The following is an 18,761-nucleotide window of genomic DNA, read 5'->3' as shown; positions in this document are numbered from 1 at the left end:
CGGTATGCTTCAAGTCACTAATTTCAAACTACCGCTCAGGTATCAATGAAGGGCACCTCCAACAATCACGGTAACGCCAAGGAGGCGCCCGACACTCCAACTTCGGGCGGTTCCAGCGACTCTGTCTGGCGGCTCCGGCGCGAGCTTGAGCAGGCGCGCCAGGAGATCGCCGAGCTCAAGCGGACCCTGCACCGCGTTCAGCAGATCGCGCGTCTGGGCTACTGGCGACTGAGCCTGAAGACCAGTGAACTATTCTGGTCCGAGGTCATCTACGACATCTTTGGCGTAGACCCCAAGACCTTCGTCCCCAGCCTGACAGCCTTCAAGGCCATGGTGCATCCCGAGGATCTGGAGAGTGTCGAAGCGGCACTGATCCGAGCTCAGCACAAAAACCATCATGATATCGTGCATCGCATCATTCGGCCTGATGGTGAGGTACGCTGGGTCCATGAGCTGGCCGATTACGCTCCCGAAGGAGACGAGCAGATCCTGATCGGAACGGTCCGTGATATCACCGAGCAGAAGAAGCTCGAGCTGCGGCTACGCCAGCTGTCGCGAACCGATGAACTTACCGGCCTGTTCAATCGTCGCTACTTCATGCAGCGCCTGGTGCAGGAACTGGCTCGCTATCGCCGCTATGGCAGGTCCACCTCGGTGGTGCTGTTCGACTTCGACCACTTCAAGCGAATCAACGATACCCACGGCCACCCGGCTGGCGACCAGGTGCTGGTGAAGGTGGGCAAGCTGCTGCAAGAACGGCTGCGTACGAACGACATTCCGGCGCGGCTCGGTGGAGAGGAGTTCGTCCTGCTGCTGCCGGAAACCGGGCCGGAAGAAGCGGTTGAAGTCGCCGAAAAGGTGCGCCGGCTGGTGATGGAGCAGGAGTACACTTCGGAAGAGAAGCACTGCTTCAAGGTGACGATCACCTGTGGGGTCTCGGCGTTCCAGGATGTCGAGGAAACGGTCGAGGCCATCCTGCATCGTGCTGACGAAAATCTCTACCAAGGCAAGCGGACGGGGCGCAATCGGGTGATCTCGGATGGATGGGATAGTTGATAGGACGCCTTTATCGGTGCCTGCTTGCCCTGGCCAGGCCGAATGGCTGGCCGATGCGCTGGACTTGACGTTGGCAGAAGGCTCACCCCAACCGCTGGCCACGCGTCTCTATCAGCAGCTGCGCGAGTGGATTCAGACGGGACGCCTGGCTTGTAGCCAGCGGCTGCCCTCTTCGCGTCAGCTGGCGCGCGAGCTGGGGTTGGGACGCAACACGGTGCTGGCCGCCTTCGATCAGCTGCTGGCCGAAGGCTTCCTGGTGACACGCCATGGCGCGGGCACCTTCGTCGCCGATCTGCCTTTTCCTCACACAGCGCAGCAGTCAACTCGACTGCCAGCCTGGCAGGCAGTGGCGGCCGGGTCCGCCACGTCGCGCACGTTACCGGCGCGAGGGGATGCCCCGTCGCTCTCCACTCGCGGCACGGCGCTGCTGGCGTTCTGCCATGCCAGCCAGGAGCGCCCCATCCTGGCGCCCGGCTTGCCGGCGCTGGATCGTTTCCCCCATGGCCCGTGGCAGCGACTGGTGCGCCGCCATCAGCAGCGCATGCCACGGGACTGGCTGGCCTATCAGGCCCAGGGCGGTGTGCCGGCGCTGCGTGAGGCGCTGGCCGACTATCTGCAGCTCTCACGCTCGGTGCGCTGTCGCCCCGAGCAGATCCTCATCGTGCAGGGGGCCCAGCAGGGCTTCGAGCTGATCGCGCGGTTGCTCAGCGACCCTGGTGACAAGGTCTGGATCGAAGAGCCGGGTTACCCTGGCGCTCAGGCCTGCTTCGCGGCCGCCGGACTCGATCTGCAGGCGGTGCCGGTGGACGACGAGGGGATGAGTATCTCGGCTGCGGCGTGCGCCGAGAGCCCGAGACTGATCTATGTGACACCCTCGCATCAATACCCCAGCGGCGCGACCATGAGCCTGTCCCGCCGCTTGGCGCTGCTGGAAGCCGCCGAGCGGCACGGCGCCTGGGTCGTCGAGGACGACTACGACAGCGAGTTTCGCTATGGGCAGCGTCCCATCGCCGCCCTGCAGGGGCTCATCGACGACTCTCGTGTCATCTACGTGGGCACTTTCAGCAAGGTGATGTATCCTGGGCTGCGCCTGGGCTATGTGGTACTGCCCGAGTCCTTGGTCGAGCCGTTCCGACGGGCCAACGCGCGGCTTCACCGCGAGGGGCAGTACCCGGTACAGGCCGCCTTGGCAGAGTTCATCGTCAACGGCCAGTTCTCTCGTCACATTCGGCGCATGCGTGACTGCTACCGCCGGCGTCAGGCGCTGCTGCGCAAGGCGCTGGCTCCCGCCGTGGCGCGTGGCCTGCGCCTTTCCGACGGGCAGGCCGGCATGCACCTGGTGGCCTGGCTCGACGAGGCGGAACATGAGCGTGCGTTGCTCCAGCGGGGCGTGGAGCAGGGCATCTCGCTGTCGCCGCTGTCGAACTACTACCTCGATACCCCCGCTCGCCCCGGCCTCGTACTGGGCTATGCCGGCACCGAGGAGGCCGAGCTCGAGCGGGCCGGGCGCTGGCTGGCTCGAGAATGGCTGAACCTAAGCTGACATTAGTGCGGATAGCGACGACCTCTGACGACCCTCATCATCGAAGTTGTTACTTGCGAGCCAGCGCTCTAGCTGCGCTTCGACGACGGGCCATTCGCCGTCGAGCAGCGAGAACCAGGCGGTGTCGCGGTTGCGTCCTCCGACCACCCGGTGCTGACGGAATATCCCCTCGAAGCGAAAGCCCAGACGCTTGGCGGCACGCCGCGAGGCGGCGTTGAGCGCATCGCACTTCCATTCATAACGCCGGTAGCCCAGGGCGAAGGCGTGGCGCATCATCAGCAGCATGGCTTCGGTGGCCGCCGGCGTGCGTCGCAGCGCGGGGGTGAAATGGATATGCCCGACCTCGATGCTGCCATGTTCCGGCACGATGTTGAGATAGCTGGCCAGCCCCAGCGCCCGCCCGGATTCCGCTGCGACGATGACGAAGAAGAGCGGATCCTCGCTGCGCGCCCGCGCGACTAGCCAGGCATGACACTGCTCGGTATCGGAGAACGGCAGGCCGCCGGAATAGGCCCAGCGTGCTTGCGGTGTGTCGTGGGGCCCCTCGCCGGGCAACACAAAGGCGGCGAACAGCGAGCTCCCATGGCGCTCGGCCGACAGTGGTTCGAGGCGAGCTCGCTCGCCCAGCAGGGGAGCGCGCTGCGGCCTGCTTGCTGGCTGCCATTCGGGCAGGGCGGCGCCGAGGGGCCGGGCATCTGCGGGTTGCGTGACCGTGCTCATGCCTGCTCCTCCTCGTCTGCCAGTTTCTGCATGTAGCGCCAAAGCTGACGCGCCTGGGGGTCGGCGCTCTGCGCCAGGGCCGCTTCCACCCCTTCCTGGTCGGCCCGGGAGCGCTGTCGGCCGAGCTTGGCCTTGCCCTCGAGCGCTTCGATGCGCAGGCGAAAGCCGACCACGCCGGCCTGCATCTTCTCCAGATAATCGTTCTCACGGCCCAGTGAATCGAGCAGGGCGGGCTCGAAGTGGGCCAGGCTGTGGTCGAGCAGCTCCCGCGTGGCCGCGGTGTCCAGCAGTTCCAGGCGCCCCGTGGCGTGCACGGCCAGGTAGTTCCAGGTGGGCACGGCGGGTTGGCTGGCGTACCAGCTCGGCGAGACATAAGCGTGAGGGCCGCTGAAGATCGCCAGCGCCCGGTTGCCGTCCAGCGCTCGCCAGTGCGGGTTGGCCCGGGCGAAGTGGCCGTAGAGCGCACCGTGTTCGCCTTCGCTTCGTTCCAGCGTCAGGGGCAGGTGGGTGGCCTGCAGATCGGCGCCGATCAGCGCGGCGAAGGAGTAGCGTTCGACCAGCTCCCAGGCCTGCTCACGCGAGAGCCGCATCGATGGGGGAACGTACATGGCGCCTCCGCTCAGATCTGGTCTGCCTGAGTGTCGAACAGCAGGCCGTAGTGGTAGAAGGTGGTATCGCGCTGCCAGCCGAGCGACTCGTAGAGCGCCTGGGCAGTGCGGTTGTCGATCCCGGTGGCGAGCTTGAGATGGCCGACGCCATGGGCTCGAGCGAGCTCCCTGGCGGCCTGCATCAGGGCGCGCCCGACGCCGCTGCGACGAGCTTCGGGGGCGACGAACAGATCGTTGAGCAGCCACAGCGGAGCCAGGCGAACGGTGGAAAGCAGAGGGTAGAGCTGCACGAAGCCCTGCAGTTCCCCCTGGCTGCCTGTGTGGACCAGGATATGCGAATCGCCGCGCTCGAGGCGTGCCTGCAGGAACTGCCGGGCACCCTCGAGATCCGACGGCTGGCGGTAGAACTGCCGGTAGCCGTCGAGCAGCTGACTGAGTGGCTCCAGATCGTTAAGGGTGGCTTGGCGGATGGGCATGGGTGGCTCCTCTTGCGCTGTGGTGGGTGAGGGCCAGTGTGGTATGAATCTGGTTCCTTGCTAAGAGCCAGTTCGATGTCATTCGGGAGAACCACTTTTCGTTGGCAGGGGGCTGCAAAAAACACCGGACATCGGCCATGAGCGGGCTAGAATGGAGCGATGACCCTCTCGACCGAAACCCGCCCTGCAGGCGGCGCGACCCCAGCAGCCGAAATGACGCTGCGCTTGCCCTACCGGCCACCCTATGACTGGCAGGCGATGCTCGGCTTCCTGGCCCGGCGCGCCATTGCCGGCCTGGAATGTATCGACGGCGAGGGCTACCACCGTCTCTTTCACGAGGCGGGGGCGATGGGCTCCGTGAGCGTTACCCACGCTCCGGCCGACACGGCGCTGCATGTCACGCTGCGTCTGCCTGAGCCTATCGATCCGTCCGCCATCGTTGCTCGGCTGCAGCGACTCTTCGACCTGCACGCCGACCCCGAGGCAATACGCCAGGGGCTCGGTCGCGACCCCACCCTGGCGCCATTGGTCGAGCGCCGCCCGGGGCTGCGGGTGCCGGGCGGCTGGGATCCTTTCGAGATCGCCGTGCGCGCGATACTTGGCCAGCAGGTCAGCGTCGATGCCGCCACTCGGCTTGCCGGGAGGCTGGTCGAACGCCTGGGTGAGCGGCTAGCAGAACCGTTCGCCCCTGGCCTGGATCGGCTGTTCCCTCAGCCCGAGCGCTTCACCTTCGCTGAGATCAAGGCCCTCGGCATGCCCGGCGCACGCGCCAACGCCCTGGCTGGCTTGGCCTCGGCCTACCGTGAGCAGCCGCAGCTGTTCGAGCAGTGTGGCGAGCTTGACGACAGCGTAGCGCAGCTGTGCGCGCTGCCCGGTATCGGTGCCTGGACGGCGCACTACATCGCCATGCGAGGGCTGCGGGAGAGCGATGCCTTCCTGCCCTCGGACGTGGCCGTACAGCGGGCGCTGGCGGAGCAGGGCAGACGCCCCACGCCGCGTGAGCTGCTCGCTCGCGCCGAGGCCTGGCGGCCCTGGCGTGCCTATGCCGTGATGCACCTGTGGCATGCCGATGCGGCAACGGCGCAGGCAAAAGCGAGACAGGCGAAAGAAAGGTGGGAGTGATGCGATGCAGCTCTGGCTTGATCTGATGCCGTCCCCAGTGGGCGAACTGAGCCTGGTCGGCGACGAGCAGGGAGCGCTGCGAGCGCTGGAGTTCGACAGCAACGACGAGCGTCTGCATCGCCTGCTGGCGCGTCACTACCGCGATTACAGTCTCTCCAGAGGCAGAGCGCCCGCGCTCGTTCGTGAGGCCCTGGAAGCCTACTTCGCCGGCGACCCGTCCCATCTCGATGCGTTGCCGGTGGCCACCGGAGGTACCGAGTTCCAGCGTCTGGTGTGGCAGGCGCTGCGCGGCATTCCATTCGGCACCACCATGAGCTACGGCGAGCTTGCCGTCAGGATAGGACGGCCCGGTGCCAGCCGTGCCGTGGGCCTGGCCAACGGCGCCAACCCGATCTCCATCGTGGTGCCCTGCCATCGGGTGATCGGCGCCAACGGCACCCTGACCGGCTATGGCGGCGGGCTGCCGCGCAAGCGCTGGTTGGTGGAGCATGAGCGGGGGCTGGTGCAGGGCGAGCTAGCATTTAGCTAGCCGGCTCAGGGCTTGTCCGACAATCCTTCCAACAGCTTGCCGAGCAGTTCGCCCAATGTTTCCTGCTCTTCGCGGCTCAGGGCGTCGAGCATACTGGCCTCGTTCTCGACGTGCTCGGGAATCATGCGCTCCATCAGCGCCAGGCCCTTGTCGGTCAGCGATACCAGCGTGCCGCGTCGATCCTCGGGATTCGGCGAGCGCACGATCAGGCCCGCCTTCTCCAGCCGATCCAGCCGACTGGTCATGCCCCCCGATGAGATCATCAGCGTCTCGAACAGCTGCGTCGGCCCCAGGCGGTAGGGGGCGCCTGCGCGACGCAGCGTCGCCAGCACGTCGAACTCACCGGCCTGCAGGCCGTGTGACTTGAAAAAGACCTGCAACCGCTCCTGGGCGAGCAGCTGCGTGGTCTTCAAATACCCCACCACCTCCATCGGCAGCAGGTCGAGATCGGGCATTTCCCGCTGCCATTGTGCAACGGCGTGCTTGACACGGTTCATGTGGATATTTATCTTCCTATCAAGATACTTTTTGGCAAGATTCTTGTTGCCGCGCTATAGGAGGCGATCATGACCAATTCCACGCTATCGAGCAACCGTACCGGCTGGTATGCCCTGGGTTGCTTGCTGCTGGTCGGCAGCCTACTGGCGCTTTCGCTGGCCGTGGCCAAGCTTGCCGATGACGCCGGCGCACCGCGCCTTGGCTTCCTGATGGTGGCGGTCGCCGGTGCCGGCGTGCTGCTGCTGGCGCTTGCGGCGGTGCAACGCCAGCCGATGAAGCTCGACCGGCGCATCATCGAGTACGCGCTGGTGTCGGGTGCGCTGTTCGCCTTGCCCAATGCACTGGGTTTTCTGGCGGTACGCCACGTGGGGGCGGGCTTCGTTTCGCTCAGCTTCGCCTTTCCGATCCTCGTGACCTGGATGCTGGCGGTAGGCCTGGGCATGGAGCGCATGAACTTACTGCGACTGAGCGGTGTGCTGCTGGGGCTATCGGGCGGGGTGCTGCTGGCATGGGCCAAGGCGGGCGGCATGTCGGGTGCCCAGGGCTGGGTCGTGCTGGTCCTGGCGATTCCCTTGATCATCGCGCTGGGCAACATCTACCGCACCCTGCGCTGGCCCGGTGAGGCGGGGCCGGTCTATCTCGCCGCGTTGATGATGCTGGGTGGCGCTCTAGCGCTTGCCCCCTTCGTGCTGGCATTCGAGGCGCGTCAATTCGCACAATTGCTCGGCTCTGGCGATGTGATCCGGCTGCTGCTTGCCGAGGTTGCCGTCTTCACCGTGCTCTACGTCTTCTACTTCGTGCTGCAGAAAATCGCCGGCCCCGTCTACCTCAGCCAGATCGGCATGGTGGCGGCCCTGGTCGGTACCCTGGTCGCCGTCTTGCTGCTGGGTGAATCGGTGCCGCCCTTCCTCGGCTTGGCGGGGGTACTGGTAGCCCTCGGTGCTGGACTGTTCCACCGTGGCGCTTCGCAACACACGTCACCGCCGACGCTGGCCGTGGCGAAACCTTGAACCGGGAGAAAATCATGTCCGTCATGGAAGCCCTGCACTGGCGCTATGCCGCCAAGCGCATGAATGGAACGAAGGTGGCGCGAGAAGCGCTGGACAACATCCTCGATGCGGCGCACCTGGCGCCATCCTCCTACGGGCTTCAGCCCTACAGCGTGCTGGTGATCGAAGCGCCGGCACTGCGCGAGCGTATCCGGGGTAAAGCCTGCGACCAGCCCCAGGTCAGCGAATGCTCCCATCTGCTGATCTTTGCCGCCTGGTCCGAGGTCGATGGACGACACGTGGATGAGCTGATCGAACTGACAGCCGCCTCCCGCGGCCTCGATCCGAAAGAGTTGGAAGGGTATCGGCAGGCACTGCATGACGCCGTCGCCGGCTTCGCTACGCCCGAGGCGCGGCAGCAGTGGGCGGCTCGGCAGGCCTATATTGCCCTGGGTACGGCCTTGACCGCCGCGGCAGTGCAGCGAGTCGATGCCTCGCCGATGGAGGGGTTCGATCCTGCCGCGCTGGATGCCCTGCTGGGGCTCGAAGAGCAGGGCCTGCGCAGTGTGGTGTTGTTGGCGCTTGGCTATCGCGATACGCAACAAGATCGCCTGGCCGGGCAGGCCAAGGTGCGCTGGCCCAAGGAGCGGTTCGTGGTGGAGTTGAGCGGGGCCTAGACGCTACCTTCCTTTTCGATCACCAGTACCCGGGCTTCGCCGACTGGGCTTGCGACATGCTCGGTACCTACCGAGGCATAGAAGATATCGCCCACTTCCAGCAGTTGGCTATGCTCGACACCTTCGCAGCGATAGCGCATTTCCACCTGGCCATCGAGGACAACGAAGACTTCCTCGCCGTCGTTGATGTGCCAGCGGTAGGGCTGGTCGGTCCAGTGCAGTCGGGTGGTGATGCCATTCATGTTGGCGATGTTCTGGGCTCCCCAGGCACGCTCGGCGGTGAAGTCCCGGCTGCGGGTGATTTTCATCGGCTTCCTTGATTGTGTAGGCGCAAGCTGAGAGATCCATACTAAGCCAATGCTGGCTTTACACAAACCACGCGACCTCGAGGTCGTTGTTTCAGCGCTGGCTGCCCGGTGCGCCATGATGATGTCTCGCCTGTCGATTCACGGCATGCTGGTTCGATCCCTTATCAGGCAGCCATGAGGCTGCGCTTACTGGAGGAAGTCCCATGCAATACATGCTGATGTGCTGTATCGACGAGGCGCTGTGGAACGGCCTGCCCGATGCCGAACGCGATGCCGTCATGACCGATTACCACGCCTTGATCCAGGAAATGGTCACCAGCGGGCACTATCGTGGCGGGGCTCGGCTGCAGACGGTGGCCTCGGCCACCACCCTGCGCGAGCAGAACGGCAATACGGTGATGCTGGACGGCCCCTTCGCCGAGAGTCGCGAGCAGCTGGGCGGCTTTCACGTGGTGGAGTGTCGCGACCTGGACGAGGCCCTGGCGCTGGCTCGGCGTATACCGCCGCTGCGGGTCGGCGGTTCGGTGGAGGTGAGGCCGGTGGATCCCGCCTATCGCTTGTGAGGACTGCGTGTCTCTGGATGAGCTGTATCGTCGCGAATATGGCCGCGTGCTGGCCAGCCTGATTCGCCGCTTCGGTCACTTCGAGCTGGCCGAGGATGCCGTGCAGGCGGCCTTCGAGGCGGCAATGGTGCAGTGGCCGGCCGAGGGCTGGCCGCCGAACCCGACCTCGTGGCTGATCGCCACCGCGCGCCACAAGGTAGTCGACCAGCTGCGCCACCAGCAGATGCGCGAGCGCAAGGGCGACGAGCTGCGTCAGCATCTGGAGCTGCTGCTGGACCACGACCTCGAAGCCGAGCCCCTCGACGGCCTGCGCCTGATCTTTGCCTGCTGTCACCCCGCCCTGGCCCGCCCCGCCCAGGTGGCACTCACGCTGCATACCGTGGGTGGGCTGCGTACCGAGGAGATCGCCCGGGCCTTCATGGTGCCGGTGCCGACTTTGGCCCAGCGCCTGGTGCGGGCCAAGGCCAAGATTCGCGATGCCGGCATTCCTTTCGAGGTGCCCGACGACGCCGCCTTGGGCGAGCGCCTGGAGCCGGTGTTGGCAGTGATCTACCTGATCTTCAACGAAGGCTATGCGGCCAGCTTCGGTGACGACTGGGTGCGCGGCGATCTGTGTCGCGAGGCGATTCGGCTGGGACGCATGCTGGTGCGGCTGCTACCGGCGGAGCGTGAGGCGCGGGGGCTGCTGGCGCTGATGCTGCTGCATCATGCCCGGCGCGATGCACGTACCGACTCGACCGGCGATATCGTGTTGCTGGATGATCAGGATCGCTCGCGCTGGCACGCCGATGAGATTGAGGAGGGCAGTGCTCACGTGGGGATCGCGCTGCGTGGCGGCATGCCCGGTGGCTATGCAGTGCAGGCTGCCATCGCCGCATTGCACGCCGAGGCGGCGACGCCTGATGACACCGACTGGCGGCGCATCGCCGCACTCTACAGCTTGCTTTACACCATCCAGCCTACGCCTGTGGTAGCGCTCAATCGAGCCGTGGCGGTGGCCATGGCCGATGGGCTGCAAGCGGGCCTGGAGCAGCTCGACAAGATTCACCTGCCCGGCTATCACCTGTTGCCCGCCACGCGTGCCGACCTATTGCGGCGGCTGGGGCGCCATGAAGAGGCGGCCGAGCAGTACCGCCAGGCGCTGAGGCTGGTGACCCAAGGCGCCGAACGGCGCTTCCTCGAACGTCGCCTGCGTGAAGTCGCGGTACCGCTGTGAGATGTCGATTTGCTGGGCGTCGGTTCGATGAATCCATGAGCTCAGCCATTCGGGCTCGCTCAACCATTGGAGAGAAGACCATGAGCTACGTCGATGGATTCGTATTACCGGTGCCAGAAGGCAATCTCGATGCCTATCTGGAGATGGCCCGGAAGGCCGGGGAGGTCTGGCGAGATCTCGGTGCGCTGGAATATGTGGAGTGCGTGGCCGATGACGTCAAGCCGGGCGTGCATACCTCCTTTCCACAGAGCGTCAAGCTCGAGCCGGGAGAGACGGTGATCTTCGCCTGGATTCTCTACCCCTCGCGAGAGGAGCGCGATCGCATCAATGCCAAGGTGATGGAAGACCCACGCATGGCGGACATGATGGACCCGGCCAATCACCCCTTCGATGGCAAGCGAATGATCTGGGGCGGTTTTCGCGAGCTGCTGCGTCTGCCCTAGAGCAGCCATGCCACGCCAAGCCCCGCCACTGCAGAGGCCAGCATGGGCCCGGTGATACAGCGGGTCAGGTAGCCGGTGCCTGTGCCCAGGGTCAATACCACCTTGAACAGGTTGTTCATCGAGGCGGCCAGCACGATCCCGACGACGGCAGTGGAGAGTTCGATCGAGCTGGTGGCCATGCGGCTCAACGATAGCGCCACGGCATGCACGTCAGCGGTTCCAGACACGGCGGCCAGCAGGTAGATGCCGGCATCGCCCAGCCAGGCACGCAGCCACTCGCCCAGCACCATGACCACTGCCAGCAGGGCACCAAGCAGCAGTGCTGCGCGCAGCTCAAGGGGGTTCTGAGTCATGGGGCGGTCGGCCGTGATGTCATGACGGTGACGCCGCCATAACCACAGTGCTGGAAGATAAAGCGTCAGCCCCATGGCGGTGAGCGGAACCAACAGCTGAGACAGCAGGGCTGGGCGGATCAGGGCGGCGTAGAGTAGCAGCCGGGGCAGCATGGTGCCGCAGGCCAGCAGGATGCCGGCGGCCAGCATGGGCGCGAGCTGCGGTTCGCGGCGCGCCTGGCGAGCGTACTGCAGGGTAAGAGCGGTGGAGGAGGTGAGTCCCGCGAAGAGGCCGGTAAACAGGATCCCCTTCTCCGTGCCGCCCAGGCGCACCGCAAAGTAGCCGATGAAGGAGATCGAGGCGATCAGCACCACCAGCCACCAGATCTCGTAAGGGTTGAGCACGCCGCCGGGCCCCATGTCCTCATTGGGCAACAGCGGCAGGACTACTACGCTGATCAGCAGCAGTTTCAAGGCAGCATCGAGTTCGTTGGAGCGTAACTTGTAGAGCAGGCCATGGATCTCACGCTTGTTGTCGAGGATCAGCGCGGTGACCACGGCGCAGGCTGTCGCCAGCGCTATGTCGACACCTACCGCCAGGGCGCCGAAGCAGAAGGTCAGCAGCAGGCCGATCAGGCCGGTGATGCTGTAGTCCCCGCTCTTCTCCATGCTGGCCCGGTAGCCGACCAGCGCGATGCCGGCAATCGCCAGGAAGATCAAGGGGAAGGCCCAGGGCATGAGCGTCTCCGAAAGCAGCGCTGCAATGCCGCCGAACAGCCCTACCAGAGCATGGGTGCGTATGCCCGCCACCCGCTCGCCCCACTCGCGCTCGCGGGCGGACCAGCCCCGCTCGATGCCGATCAGCGCGCCCAGCAATAGCGCCACGGCAAGTTCCACAAGCACGGCGTTATCGGCCAGAAAGTCGCTGGCAAGATCGTCCATGGCGTTTCCTTTCCCTGGAAAGCGTTTCCTCTAGCGTGGAAGGCGAAAGCGCGGGGTTCAAATCGGCCTGGGTCAGGGCTCCCCGTCTTTAAGGTGCTGGCGCGCCTCGTCAGCACTCTCGTAGATGTGGGGAGCCACGGCTCGTGCCTCCAAGGCGTGGCCCAGCTTCCTGCGCATGAAGCTGCTGGTGGTGTAGCGGGTGACCCGGTGGTAAAAGCGGTACTCGAGGTCGTGAACCATCTCCGAGTAGGCAGCCAGCAGGTGATCGTCGATGCGAAAGTGATCGTAGTTGACGTAGGCATAGACCCTGCGGCCCAGCGGGGCCAGCAGAGCCTCGACCGTGTCGCGAATGGCATCGATATCGGCGTGGCTCGCGATGCGCAGGTTCTCGAAGTTGATGAACAGCAGGTCCTCGTCCGGCGCGAAGTGAAAGCGGCTTTTCAGCGGCATGGCGAGCAGCTCCTCTCGCAGCCCCATCGGCTCAGGCCGGAAGATGCGCGCGTCCATCGGCTGCAGTGGCCGTGGCATCAGCGGCGTGAAGTCCATCTGAGCAAGGATGTCCCGTTCCAGCTCGACCCCGGGGGCAATCTCGACGAGGGCCAGCCCGGCGGTAGTGAGCTCGAACACGCAGCGCTCGGTGACATAGCGGACTGGTTTCTCGTCCCGTGCCGCCAATTGGCCGCTGAAGGTGCGCTGTTCCACCTCGGCGACGAACTTGCGGGCGCCGCCTGCCGGCAGCCGCAGGGCGCCGTCGATGATGGCGAGCTCCTCCCGGCTGGCCGTGAAGGTGCCCATGAACACGACCTTGCGGGCGTTCTGGCTGATGTTGATGAAGCCCCCGGCGCCGGCCAGGCGCTTGCCGAAGCGCGAGACGTTCACGTTGCCCTCGGCATCGACCTGGGCCATGCCGAGAAAGGCGATGTCCAGGCCACCGCCGTCGTAGAAGTCGAACTGGGCCGGCTGGTCGATGATGGCCTGAGTGTTCAGGGCCGCGCCGAAGTTGAGCCCGCCGGCAGGTAGACCGCCAATCACGCCAGGCTCGGCGGTCAGGGTCAGTAGTTCGAGGATGCGCTCCTCGCTTGCCACCGAGCTGATGCCTTCGGGCATGCCGATGCCCAGGTTCACCACGCTGTTGGCTGCAAGCTCGAAGGCGGCGCGTCGGGCGATGATCTTGCGTGCCGAGAGCGGCATGCGTTCCGGGGCCGCCATGGGCGCCTTGATCTCGCCGGAAAAGGCGGGGTTATAGGCGGTGCTGAAGGTCTGCCAATGATGCTCTGGCTCCTCGCAGATCACGATGCAATCCACCAGCACGCCGGGTATGCGCACGTCCTTTGGCGATAGGGTTCCGCGCTCGGCCAGACGCTCCACCTGCACGATCACCACGCCGCCGGAATTGCGTACCGCCGTGGCGATGGCCAGCGATTCCAGCACCAGGGCCTCGCGTTCCATGGTCACGTTGCCCAGGGTGTCGGCGGTGGTGCCACGAAGCAGCGCGACCTGCAGCGGCAGGGCCGGGTAGAAGAGATATTCCTCGCCGTCGATGGGCAGAAGGGTGACACGATCCTCGGTGGTAATGTCGTTGATCTTGCCGCCGCCCAGGCGTGGGTCGACGAAGGTGCCGAGCCCCACCCGGGTCAGGGTGCCGGGCTTGCCGGCGGCGATATCGCGAAACAGGTGGGAAATCACCCCCTGGGGCAGGTTCCAGGCCTGTATGTGTCCCTCGATGGCCAGTCTCTGCAGTGCCGGCACCAAGCCCCAGTGACCGCCGATTACCTTTTTTACCAGCCCTTCATGGCCGAAGTGGTTGAGTCCTCGTGACTTGCCATCGCCCTGGCCCGCTGCATACATCAGGGTGAGGTCACGGGGCTCGCCGGTTTCCAGAAAGCGCTCTTCCAGCGCAACCGCCAAGTGCTCCGCGAAGCCGATGCCGACGAAACCACCGGTGGCCACGGCGTCCCCGGTGCGGATCAGCTCCACCGCTTCCCGTGCGGAAACCACTTTGCCCTTTTCGGTGAAGGGGCGGCGGGACAGCAGGGGATGGGTGTCTGGTTGCATTGTTCTGCTCCTCTCTGCCGGATCGAATCACGTTACCATGCCCGGCTCAACCACACTTGACACAGAGCAATAGGCCCGTTGGGTGGGAAGATTATGATGCGAGTCAAGGTGCTGGGAATAAGCCCAGGCCACCATGGAGCTCTCTCGCCTATGGGCATATATTCGTTACACTGCATAAGCCCATGGGGGGATTGAGCCAGTGCTGCTAGACAGGGCCAGGCAATGAATGCAAAGCATCTGACGGAGAAAGTCATGCGACTGAAGGGCAAGAGCGTCATCGTGACAGGTGGGGCCAGCGGCATTGGGCTGGCCAGCGTGGAGCGTTGCCTGGCCGAGGGGGCCGATGTGGTGCTCTCCGATATTGCGTCTAGCGATGGTCAGGCGCGAGCCGCCGCATTGGACGGCGAGTTTCCCGGGCGCTGCCTGTTCATCTCGGCGGACGTCGCCGATACCCAGCAGGTAGACAGGCTATTCCAGGATGCGGTGGCCGAGTTCGGGCGTGTGGACGCCGTCTTCAACAACGCCGGTATTGGCGGTATCGCCCCTTCCGACGAGGTGAGCGACGAGGACTTTCTGCGTGTCATCGATATCAATCTGAACGGCGTCTTCCGCGTGGCCAGGGCGGCGCTTCGGGTCATGTATCCTCAGGGCAGTGGCAGTATTGTCAACTGCGCCTCGATTCTGGGCGTCTTTGGTCAGTCCCAGACCGCGGCCTACACGGCGGCCAAGGGTGGCGTGGTCAACCTGACCCGCACCCTGGCCATCGAAGCAGCGCCGAAAGGCGTGCGCGTCAATGCCATCGGCCCGGGCTACATCGACACGCCGCTGCTCGCGGAGCTCGATGACGCGCTGCTGCAAGGGCTCATCGGGCTCCATCCTCTCGGCCGGCTGGGACGCCCGGAAGAGGTGGCAAATGCTTTCCTGTTCCTGGCCAGCGACGAGGCCAGCTTTGTCACCGGTGCTCACCTGATGGTCGACGGCGGCTTTACTGCCGGCAAGTCGTAGCAAGCGGGAAGGATGGCAGGGCGGCCGCAAGGCTGCCATGCTGAAGGGCGACCCTTTCGCCTTTCGGGAGAGCCACGATGTCCTTGCCTGTTTCCGGTTCCGCGAGTCGCCTGTTATCCCTGCTTTGCGGCGTGATGCTGCTGGCACTGAGCCTGGGAGCAGGCGCGCGTGAGCTTGCCGCCGAGATCGACGAGATGGTCGAAGTGGAAGTGGCCACCGTGGGGCTCGCCGGTTTCGGCGGACCGCCCGTGGTTCTGCTGCGCGAGCCGGGTGAGCGCGAGGTCATTCCCATCTTTATTGGCCCGAACGAGGCCGGAGCGATCCTGCGTGGCCTCGCTGGAGAGCGCTCTCAGCGTCCTATGACCCACGACCTGCTCAACGACGTGCTTGACGGGCTCGAGGCCAGGCTGGAGCGGGTCTATGTCGATGCCATCGTCGATCATACCTTCCTCGGCATGCTCGAACTGAGCCTTCCGGGGAGTGACGACAAGCTGCGTATCGACAGCCGTCCCAGTGATGCCATCGCCCTGGCCATCCAGGCGGGGGCAAGCATCCACGTGGCTCCGCAGGTGCTTGAGGCGGCCCGGGACATCGAGTACGAAGGGCTTGATGATCAGGTCGTGGTGGCCTTGGGCATTACCGTGGCGCCGGTCACCGATGACCTGCGCGAGGCGCTGGGCCTGCCTGACCAGCCTGGCGTGCTGGTCAACGACGTGCGTGGACCGGCCGCCGAGGCTGGCCTTCAACCCGGTGCCTTGCTGCTCGAAGTGAATGGCGAAGTGCCCGAGACGCCGCTGAGCTATCTTGAGCTGGTTCGTGATACGCCCGTCGATGAAGATGCCAGGCTGCGCTATTGGCAGGAAGGCGAAGAGCACGAGCTGGAGGTCACCACCGATGTGCCTCCGCGAGAACCCATGCCGCGGCCGCGACAGGACGTGCCCGGAATACGCACATAATGTCTGCGTAACATTCATTTGTTTTGTTACTTTAGATTAATGGCTGCTAATAAAAATTAAGCAAGTCAGCCTCAAGTTATTCCTTTTTCGGCCGCTATAGGTGCTGAGGCTAGCTGGTTTTCTAATGCAATATTCCATCAGATACTTTAAACAAGCCTTCTGGTCTACCCACGTGCCGCATCGCGGTCGTGAATGAAATGCCTCCTGCATGGTGCGGCTTTCAGGATCATGATCAAGACAACTGCAAGGGGCTGGTATGCGCATTAATTTTCCCGTGACACAGGTCGAGTACCCGCTGGCGGATGACGACCTGTTGATTTCCCGCACCAATCTCAAAGGACAGATCACTTACGCCAACCCCTCCTTCGTCCGGGTCAGCGGCTTCAGCCTGGAAGCGCTGCTGGGGGCCAACCACAACCTCGTGCGACATCCCGATATGCCACCGGCGGCCTTTGCCGATTTCTGGGCTACCATCCGGCGCGGCGAGGTGTGGTCGGGGCTGGTCAAGAATCGGCGCAAGAATGGCGACCACTACTGGGTGCGTGCCAATGCCGTGGCGCTCAAGGAGCAGGGGCGCGTGGTCGGCTACGCTTCGCTGCGGGTCAAGCCTGCGCCCGCAGAAGTGAAGCTGGCCGAGGCCGTCTACAGTGCCTGGCGTGATGGCAAGGGCAAGCGCTACACGCTGCAGAGAGGCCAGATATGTCGTCGCCACCCGCTGGCCTGGCTCGCCGGGGTGCATTGGCGCTCGGCGACGCTGCAGACGCGCCTGCTGACCCTGGTGGCCACCGCCACGATAGGGGGGCTGTTATTCCATCAGTGGCGACTATCCAGTGAGCTGCTGCCGCTTGGCGCCGGCTTGCTGGCGCTTGCACTAGTGCTGGGACTGGGTATGAGTGTCTGGGCGCGCATCCCTCGTGCCATCAAGAGCTTGAGGGGGTTCGTGCTGCAAGTGGCGGCGGGTAACCTCACCGTTGAACCACCTGCGCACGGCCGTGATGATGTTGGTCAGCTTGTCGAGGCCTTGGCGACTATGAAAAAGGGGCTGGGCGGCATTGTTCAGGACGTGAATCATGGCACCGAGCGGGTCAGCCCCTCGGTGGCTGGCATTCGCCAGAGCAACGCCTCGATCACCCGTGAAAGCGAGAACCTGGCCACCTCGGTACAGCAGACAGCGGCCAGTACCGAGCAGCTCACCGCAACCGTCACACAGAATGCCGACCATGCCCGGCAGGCAAGTCAGCTGGCGCTGTCCAACGTGAAGGAAGTGCGGGACTCCGGCGAGGGCATGGCCCGGGTCGTTCAGCGCATGGCGGCCATCACCGATAGCGCCAGGCATATGACAGAGACCGTCTCGCTGATCGATACCATCGCGTTTCAGACCAATATCCTGGCACTGAATGCTTCGGTCGAGGCGGCGCGGGCCGGCGAACATGGCAAGGGGTTTGGCGTCGTAGCCAGCGAGGTACGCACCTTGGCCAACCGTTCCGCCGAGGCGGCCAAGGCGATACACCGACTCATCGAGGCCACCAACAGCGAGATCGAGGCGGGTGGCAAGGTAGTGGAGGATACCGCAGGAGCTATTGCGCGGGTGGTCGAGGCGAGCAATCGCGTCAATGACATCATGGGCGAGATCAGCGCAGCTTCGGTGGAGCAGAGCAGTGGCATTGCCCAGATCGCCAGCGCGCTGAGCACAATGGAGCATGGGGTACAGCACACGACGAGCCAGATGCAGGCGACCGATGCGTCCACCCAGGCACTGGCTGCCGAGACGCATCAGCTAATCAATGCCATTCGTGCCTTCCGCACCGTCAGCGACGGTCGTGAGCTGCAGCCTGAGATCACGGCGTAGCCGCCGGCACTTCAGCCGGAGGTGTAGCAAAGCTGTTGTAAGAAACGCTCGGCTGCAGCATGACGACTTGATATTGGAGGTTAATTGTAGGGTCCCGGATGATCAAATCGCCTATAGGAGTTATCCTTTGCTAGCCGCCAGGGAGCTTCTTCAGCAATTCATCCGGGAACAGGTTCATGGACATCAAGCTGCATAAACAAGCGACGACGACACCGAAGATCCGTGCCGAGATCCAGGCAGCCCCCTCCAGCATCACGGATAGCGAGCTGGCCCGGCAGTATGGCGTAGCTACTGCGACCATCCGGCGATGGCGTTACCGCGACGATGTCTATGACCGATCGCATACCCGTCACAACCTCCTGGCCACGCTCACAGCTGAGCAGGAGGAGGTGCTGATCACGGCTCGTGAGTTCCTGCGCCTCGGCCTGGATGACCTCCTCGTCGTGGCGCGTGAGTTCCTGAACCCCGGCTTGTCGCGCTCCGCCCTGCATCGCATGCTCAAACGGCGTGAGGTTCCGACGCTGGCGGAACTGGCGCGGCAGGATGCCGGTGGCGACGAGAAACCCCGGCACAAGCCCTTCAAGGACTATGAGCCGGGCTACGTGCATATCGACATCAAGCACCTGCCTCAGATGCCCGACGAGGAGCAGAAGCGCTACCTGTACGTTGCCATCGACCGTGCGACACGCTGGGTCTACCTGGAGGTGCGACGCAGCCAGTCCGCGAAGGATGCTCGGGCGTTTATGAAGCAAGTGGAGAAGAAGGCGCCCTTCAAGATCCAGACGGTACTGACCGACAACGGGCTACCTGCGGTTGCCGTTGCATCATGGACAAAAAGATCCTTACTGATGTCAGCATAGCTCAGACATCAGCA

The 18,761-nt window shown here is 64.4% G+C and carries 20 protein-coding genes; 13 read left to right on the top strand and 7 right to left on the bottom strand.

Annotation, left to right across the window (positions count from 1 at the left end):
* Nucleotides 1–45: 45 nt before the first annotated feature.
* Nucleotides 46–1,056: a GGDEF domain-containing protein gene (locus H1D44_RS18010; RefSeq protein ID WP_181516576.1), complete on the top strand. Its 1,011-nt coding sequence runs from the start codon at nt 46–48 to the stop codon at nt 1,054–1,056.
* A complete protein-coding gene (pdxR, locus tag H1D44_RS18005; protein WP_181516574.1) occupies nt 1,040–2,599 on the top strand; it encodes a MocR-like pyridoxine biosynthesis transcription factor PdxR in 1,560 nt (519 codons plus the stop codon). The genes H1D44_RS18010 and pdxR overlap by 17 nt, the downstream gene beginning before the upstream one ends.
* Here pdxR and H1D44_RS18000 read toward each other — a convergent pair.
* Genes H1D44_RS18000 through H1D44_RS17990 form a run of 3 tightly spaced genes read right to left on the bottom strand, consistent with a single transcriptional unit; the run spans nt 2,591 to nt 4,403 of the window.
* Nucleotides 2,591–3,319: a GNAT family N-acetyltransferase gene (locus H1D44_RS18000; RefSeq protein ID WP_181516572.1), complete on the bottom strand. Its 729-nt coding sequence runs from the start codon at nt 3,317–3,319 to the stop codon at nt 2,591–2,593. The two genes, pdxR and H1D44_RS18000, sit on opposite strands and share 9 nt — an antisense overlap.
* Complete coding sequence (locus H1D44_RS17995; protein ID WP_181516570.1) at nt 3,316–3,927, bottom strand: FMN-binding negative transcriptional regulator; 612 nt, start codon at nt 3,925–3,927, stop codon at nt 3,316–3,318. Before H1D44_RS17995 ends, H1D44_RS18000 begins: the two co-directional genes overlap by 4 nt.
* Before the next feature lie 11 nt (nt 3,928–3,938).
* A complete protein-coding gene (locus H1D44_RS17990; protein WP_181516568.1) occupies nt 3,939–4,403 on the bottom strand; it encodes a GNAT family N-acetyltransferase in 465 nt (154 codons plus the stop codon).
* A 159-nt stretch (nt 4,404–4,562) separates the two neighbouring features.
* Between H1D44_RS17990 and H1D44_RS17985 the strand changes: the two genes are divergently transcribed.
* Nucleotides 4,563–5,525, top strand: a complete 963-nt coding sequence (locus H1D44_RS17985; protein ID WP_181516567.1) for a DNA-3-methyladenine glycosylase family protein — start codon at nt 4,563–4,565, stop codon at nt 5,523–5,525.
* Nucleotides 5,526–5,529: 4 nt separating this feature from the next.
* Nucleotides 5,530–6,054, top strand: a complete 525-nt coding sequence (gene ogt / locus H1D44_RS17980) for a methylated-DNA--[protein]-cysteine S-methyltransferase (RefSeq protein WP_181516565.1) — start codon at nt 5,530–5,532, stop codon at nt 6,052–6,054.
* 5 nt (nt 6,055–6,059) lie between these two features.
* Here ogt and H1D44_RS17975 read toward each other — a convergent pair whose 3' ends face one another.
* Complete coding sequence (locus H1D44_RS17975; RefSeq protein WP_181516563.1) at nt 6,060–6,551, bottom strand: MarR family winged helix-turn-helix transcriptional regulator; 492 nt, start codon at nt 6,549–6,551, stop codon at nt 6,060–6,062.
* Between the two features lie 69 nt (nt 6,552–6,620).
* On the opposite strand from H1D44_RS17975, the gene H1D44_RS17970 reads away from it, so the two are divergent.
* Nucleotides 6,621–7,562, top strand: a complete 942-nt coding sequence (locus H1D44_RS17970) for a DMT family transporter (protein WP_181516561.1) — start codon at nt 6,621–6,623, stop codon at nt 7,560–7,562.
* Nucleotides 7,563–7,576: 14 nt separating this feature from the next.
* Nucleotides 7,577–8,218 carry a nitroreductase family protein gene (locus tag H1D44_RS17965; protein WP_181516559.1) on the top strand — a complete coding sequence of 214 codons (642 nt, stop codon included), beginning with the start codon at nt 7,577–7,579 and terminating at the stop codon, nt 8,216–8,218.
* On the opposite strand, the gene H1D44_RS17960 is transcribed toward H1D44_RS17965, so the two are convergent.
* Nucleotides 8,215–8,526: a cupin domain-containing protein gene (locus H1D44_RS17960; RefSeq protein WP_181516557.1), complete on the bottom strand. Its 312-nt coding sequence runs from the start codon at nt 8,524–8,526 to the stop codon at nt 8,215–8,217. The two genes, H1D44_RS17965 and H1D44_RS17960, sit on opposite strands and share 4 nt — an antisense overlap.
* Before the next feature lie 203 nt (nt 8,527–8,729).
* Here H1D44_RS17960 and H1D44_RS17955 point away from each other — a divergent pair, with 203 nt between their 5' ends.
* From H1D44_RS17955 to H1D44_RS17945, 3 genes are all read left to right on the top strand, one after another.
* Complete coding sequence (locus H1D44_RS17955; RefSeq protein ID WP_181516555.1) at nt 8,730–9,089, top strand: YciI family protein; 360 nt, start codon at nt 8,730–8,732, stop codon at nt 9,087–9,089.
* Nucleotides 9,090–9,096: 7 nt separating this feature from the next.
* Nucleotides 9,097–10,305, top strand: coding sequence for an RNA polymerase sigma factor (locus tag H1D44_RS17950; protein WP_238984573.1), 1,209 nt, complete (start codon nt 9,097–9,099; stop codon nt 10,303–10,305).
* 80 nt (nt 10,306–10,385) lie between these two features.
* Entirely contained in the window at nt 10,386–10,748 is a 363-nt protein-coding gene (locus tag H1D44_RS17945; RefSeq protein WP_181516553.1) for a DUF1428 domain-containing protein, read from the top strand.
* On the opposite strand, the gene H1D44_RS17940 is transcribed toward H1D44_RS17945, so the two are convergent.
* Together H1D44_RS17940 and H1D44_RS17935 are read right to left on the bottom strand one after the other, a co-directional pair.
* Nucleotides 10,745–12,022: an MgtC/SapB family protein gene (locus H1D44_RS17940; protein ID WP_181516551.1), complete on the bottom strand. Its 1,278-nt coding sequence runs from the start codon at nt 12,020–12,022 to the stop codon at nt 10,745–10,747. The genes H1D44_RS17945 and H1D44_RS17940 overlap by 4 nt on opposite strands.
* Nucleotides 12,023–12,094: 72 nt before the next feature.
* Nucleotides 12,095–14,077 carry an acyl CoA:acetate/3-ketoacid CoA transferase gene (locus H1D44_RS17935; RefSeq protein WP_181516550.1) on the bottom strand — a complete coding sequence of 661 codons (1,983 nt, stop codon included), beginning with the start codon at nt 14,075–14,077 and terminating at the stop codon, nt 12,095–12,097.
* Between the two features lie 252 nt (nt 14,078–14,329).
* On the opposite strand from H1D44_RS17935, the gene H1D44_RS17930 reads away from it, so the two are divergent.
* From H1D44_RS17930 to H1D44_RS17915, 4 genes are all read left to right on the top strand, one after another.
* Complete coding sequence (locus tag H1D44_RS17930; protein ID WP_181516548.1) at nt 14,330–15,082, top strand: SDR family NAD(P)-dependent oxidoreductase; 753 nt, start codon at nt 14,330–14,332, stop codon at nt 15,080–15,082.
* 77 nt (nt 15,083–15,159) lie between these two features.
* Nucleotides 15,160–16,038, top strand: coding sequence for a bifunctional nuclease family protein (locus tag H1D44_RS17925; RefSeq protein WP_238984572.1), 879 nt, complete (start codon nt 15,160–15,162; stop codon nt 16,036–16,038).
* 256 nt (nt 16,039–16,294) lie between these two features.
* Nucleotides 16,295–17,887 (top strand): methyl-accepting chemotaxis protein, encoded by a 1,593-nt coding sequence (locus H1D44_RS17920; protein ID WP_181516546.1) that lies wholly within the window; start codon nt 16,295–16,297, stop codon nt 17,885–17,887.
* Between the two features lie 176 nt (nt 17,888–18,063).
* Entirely contained in the window at nt 18,064–18,747 is a 684-nt protein-coding gene (locus tag H1D44_RS17915) for a DDE-type integrase/transposase/recombinase (RefSeq protein ID WP_275299108.1), read from the top strand.
* Nucleotides 18,748–18,761 lie beyond the last annotated feature (14 nt).

Origin of the sequence: Billgrantia kenyensis (genome assembly GCF_013697085.1) — a bacterium.
GTDB lineage: Bacteria > Pseudomonadota > Gammaproteobacteria > Pseudomonadales > Halomonadaceae > Halomonas > Halomonas kenyensis.
Note: the sequence above shows the minus strand (reverse complement) of the source record. Positions and strands in the feature narration are given on the sequence as shown.

What these genes read in the sequence shown, in the direction of transcription:
- H1D44_RS17935 (WP_181516550.1), bottom strand. Translation starts at nt 14,077, where the DNA reads ATGCAACCAGACACCCATCCCCTGCTGTCCCGCCGCCCCTTCACCGAA.
- H1D44_RS18010 (WP_181516576.1), top strand. Translation starts at nt 46, where the DNA reads ATGAAGGGCACCTCCAACAATCACGGTAACGCCAAGGAGGCGCCCGAC.
- H1D44_RS17995 (WP_181516570.1), bottom strand. Translation starts at nt 3,927, where the DNA reads ATGTACGTTCCCCCATCGATGCGGCTCTCGCGTGAGCAGGCCTGGGAG.
- H1D44_RS17920 (WP_181516546.1), top strand. Translation starts at nt 16,295, where the DNA reads ATGCGCATTAATTTTCCCGTGACACAGGTCGAGTACCCGCTGGCGGAT.
- H1D44_RS18000 (WP_181516572.1), bottom strand. Translation starts at nt 3,319, where the DNA reads ATGAGCACGGTCACGCAACCCGCAGATGCCCGGCCCCTCGGCGCCGCC.
- H1D44_RS17925 (WP_238984572.1), top strand. Translation starts at nt 15,160, where the DNA reads ATGTCCTTGCCTGTTTCCGGTTCCGCGAGTCGCCTGTTATCCCTGCTT.
- H1D44_RS17945 (WP_181516553.1), top strand. Translation starts at nt 10,386, where the DNA reads ATGAGCTACGTCGATGGATTCGTATTACCGGTGCCAGAAGGCAATCTC.
- H1D44_RS17975 (WP_181516563.1), bottom strand. Translation starts at nt 6,551, where the DNA reads ATGAACCGTGTCAAGCACGCCGTTGCACAATGGCAGCGGGAAATGCCC.
- H1D44_RS17915 (WP_275299108.1), top strand. Translation starts at nt 18,064, where the DNA reads ATGGACATCAAGCTGCATAAACAAGCGACGACGACACCGAAGATCCGT.
- H1D44_RS17955 (WP_181516555.1), top strand. Translation starts at nt 8,730, where the DNA reads ATGCAATACATGCTGATGTGCTGTATCGACGAGGCGCTGTGGAACGGC.
- H1D44_RS17930 (WP_181516548.1), top strand. Translation starts at nt 14,330, where the DNA reads ATGCGACTGAAGGGCAAGAGCGTCATCGTGACAGGTGGGGCCAGCGGC.
- H1D44_RS17985 (WP_181516567.1), top strand. Translation starts at nt 4,563, where the DNA reads ATGACCCTCTCGACCGAAACCCGCCCTGCAGGCGGCGCGACCCCAGCA.
- H1D44_RS17990 (WP_181516568.1), bottom strand. Translation starts at nt 4,403, where the DNA reads ATGCCCATCCGCCAAGCCACCCTTAACGATCTGGAGCCACTCAGTCAG.
- ogt (WP_181516565.1), top strand. Translation starts at nt 5,530, where the DNA reads ATGCAGCTCTGGCTTGATCTGATGCCGTCCCCAGTGGGCGAACTGAGC.
- H1D44_RS17960 (WP_181516557.1), bottom strand. Translation starts at nt 8,526, where the DNA reads ATGAAAATCACCCGCAGCCGGGACTTCACCGCCGAGCGTGCCTGGGGA.
- H1D44_RS17965 (WP_181516559.1), top strand. Translation starts at nt 7,577, where the DNA reads ATGTCCGTCATGGAAGCCCTGCACTGGCGCTATGCCGCCAAGCGCATG.
- H1D44_RS17940 (WP_181516551.1), bottom strand. Translation starts at nt 12,022, where the DNA reads ATGGACGATCTTGCCAGCGACTTTCTGGCCGATAACGCCGTGCTTGTG.
- H1D44_RS17970 (WP_181516561.1), top strand. Translation starts at nt 6,621, where the DNA reads ATGACCAATTCCACGCTATCGAGCAACCGTACCGGCTGGTATGCCCTG.
- pdxR (WP_181516574.1), top strand. Translation starts at nt 1,040, where the DNA reads ATGGATGGGATAGTTGATAGGACGCCTTTATCGGTGCCTGCTTGCCCT.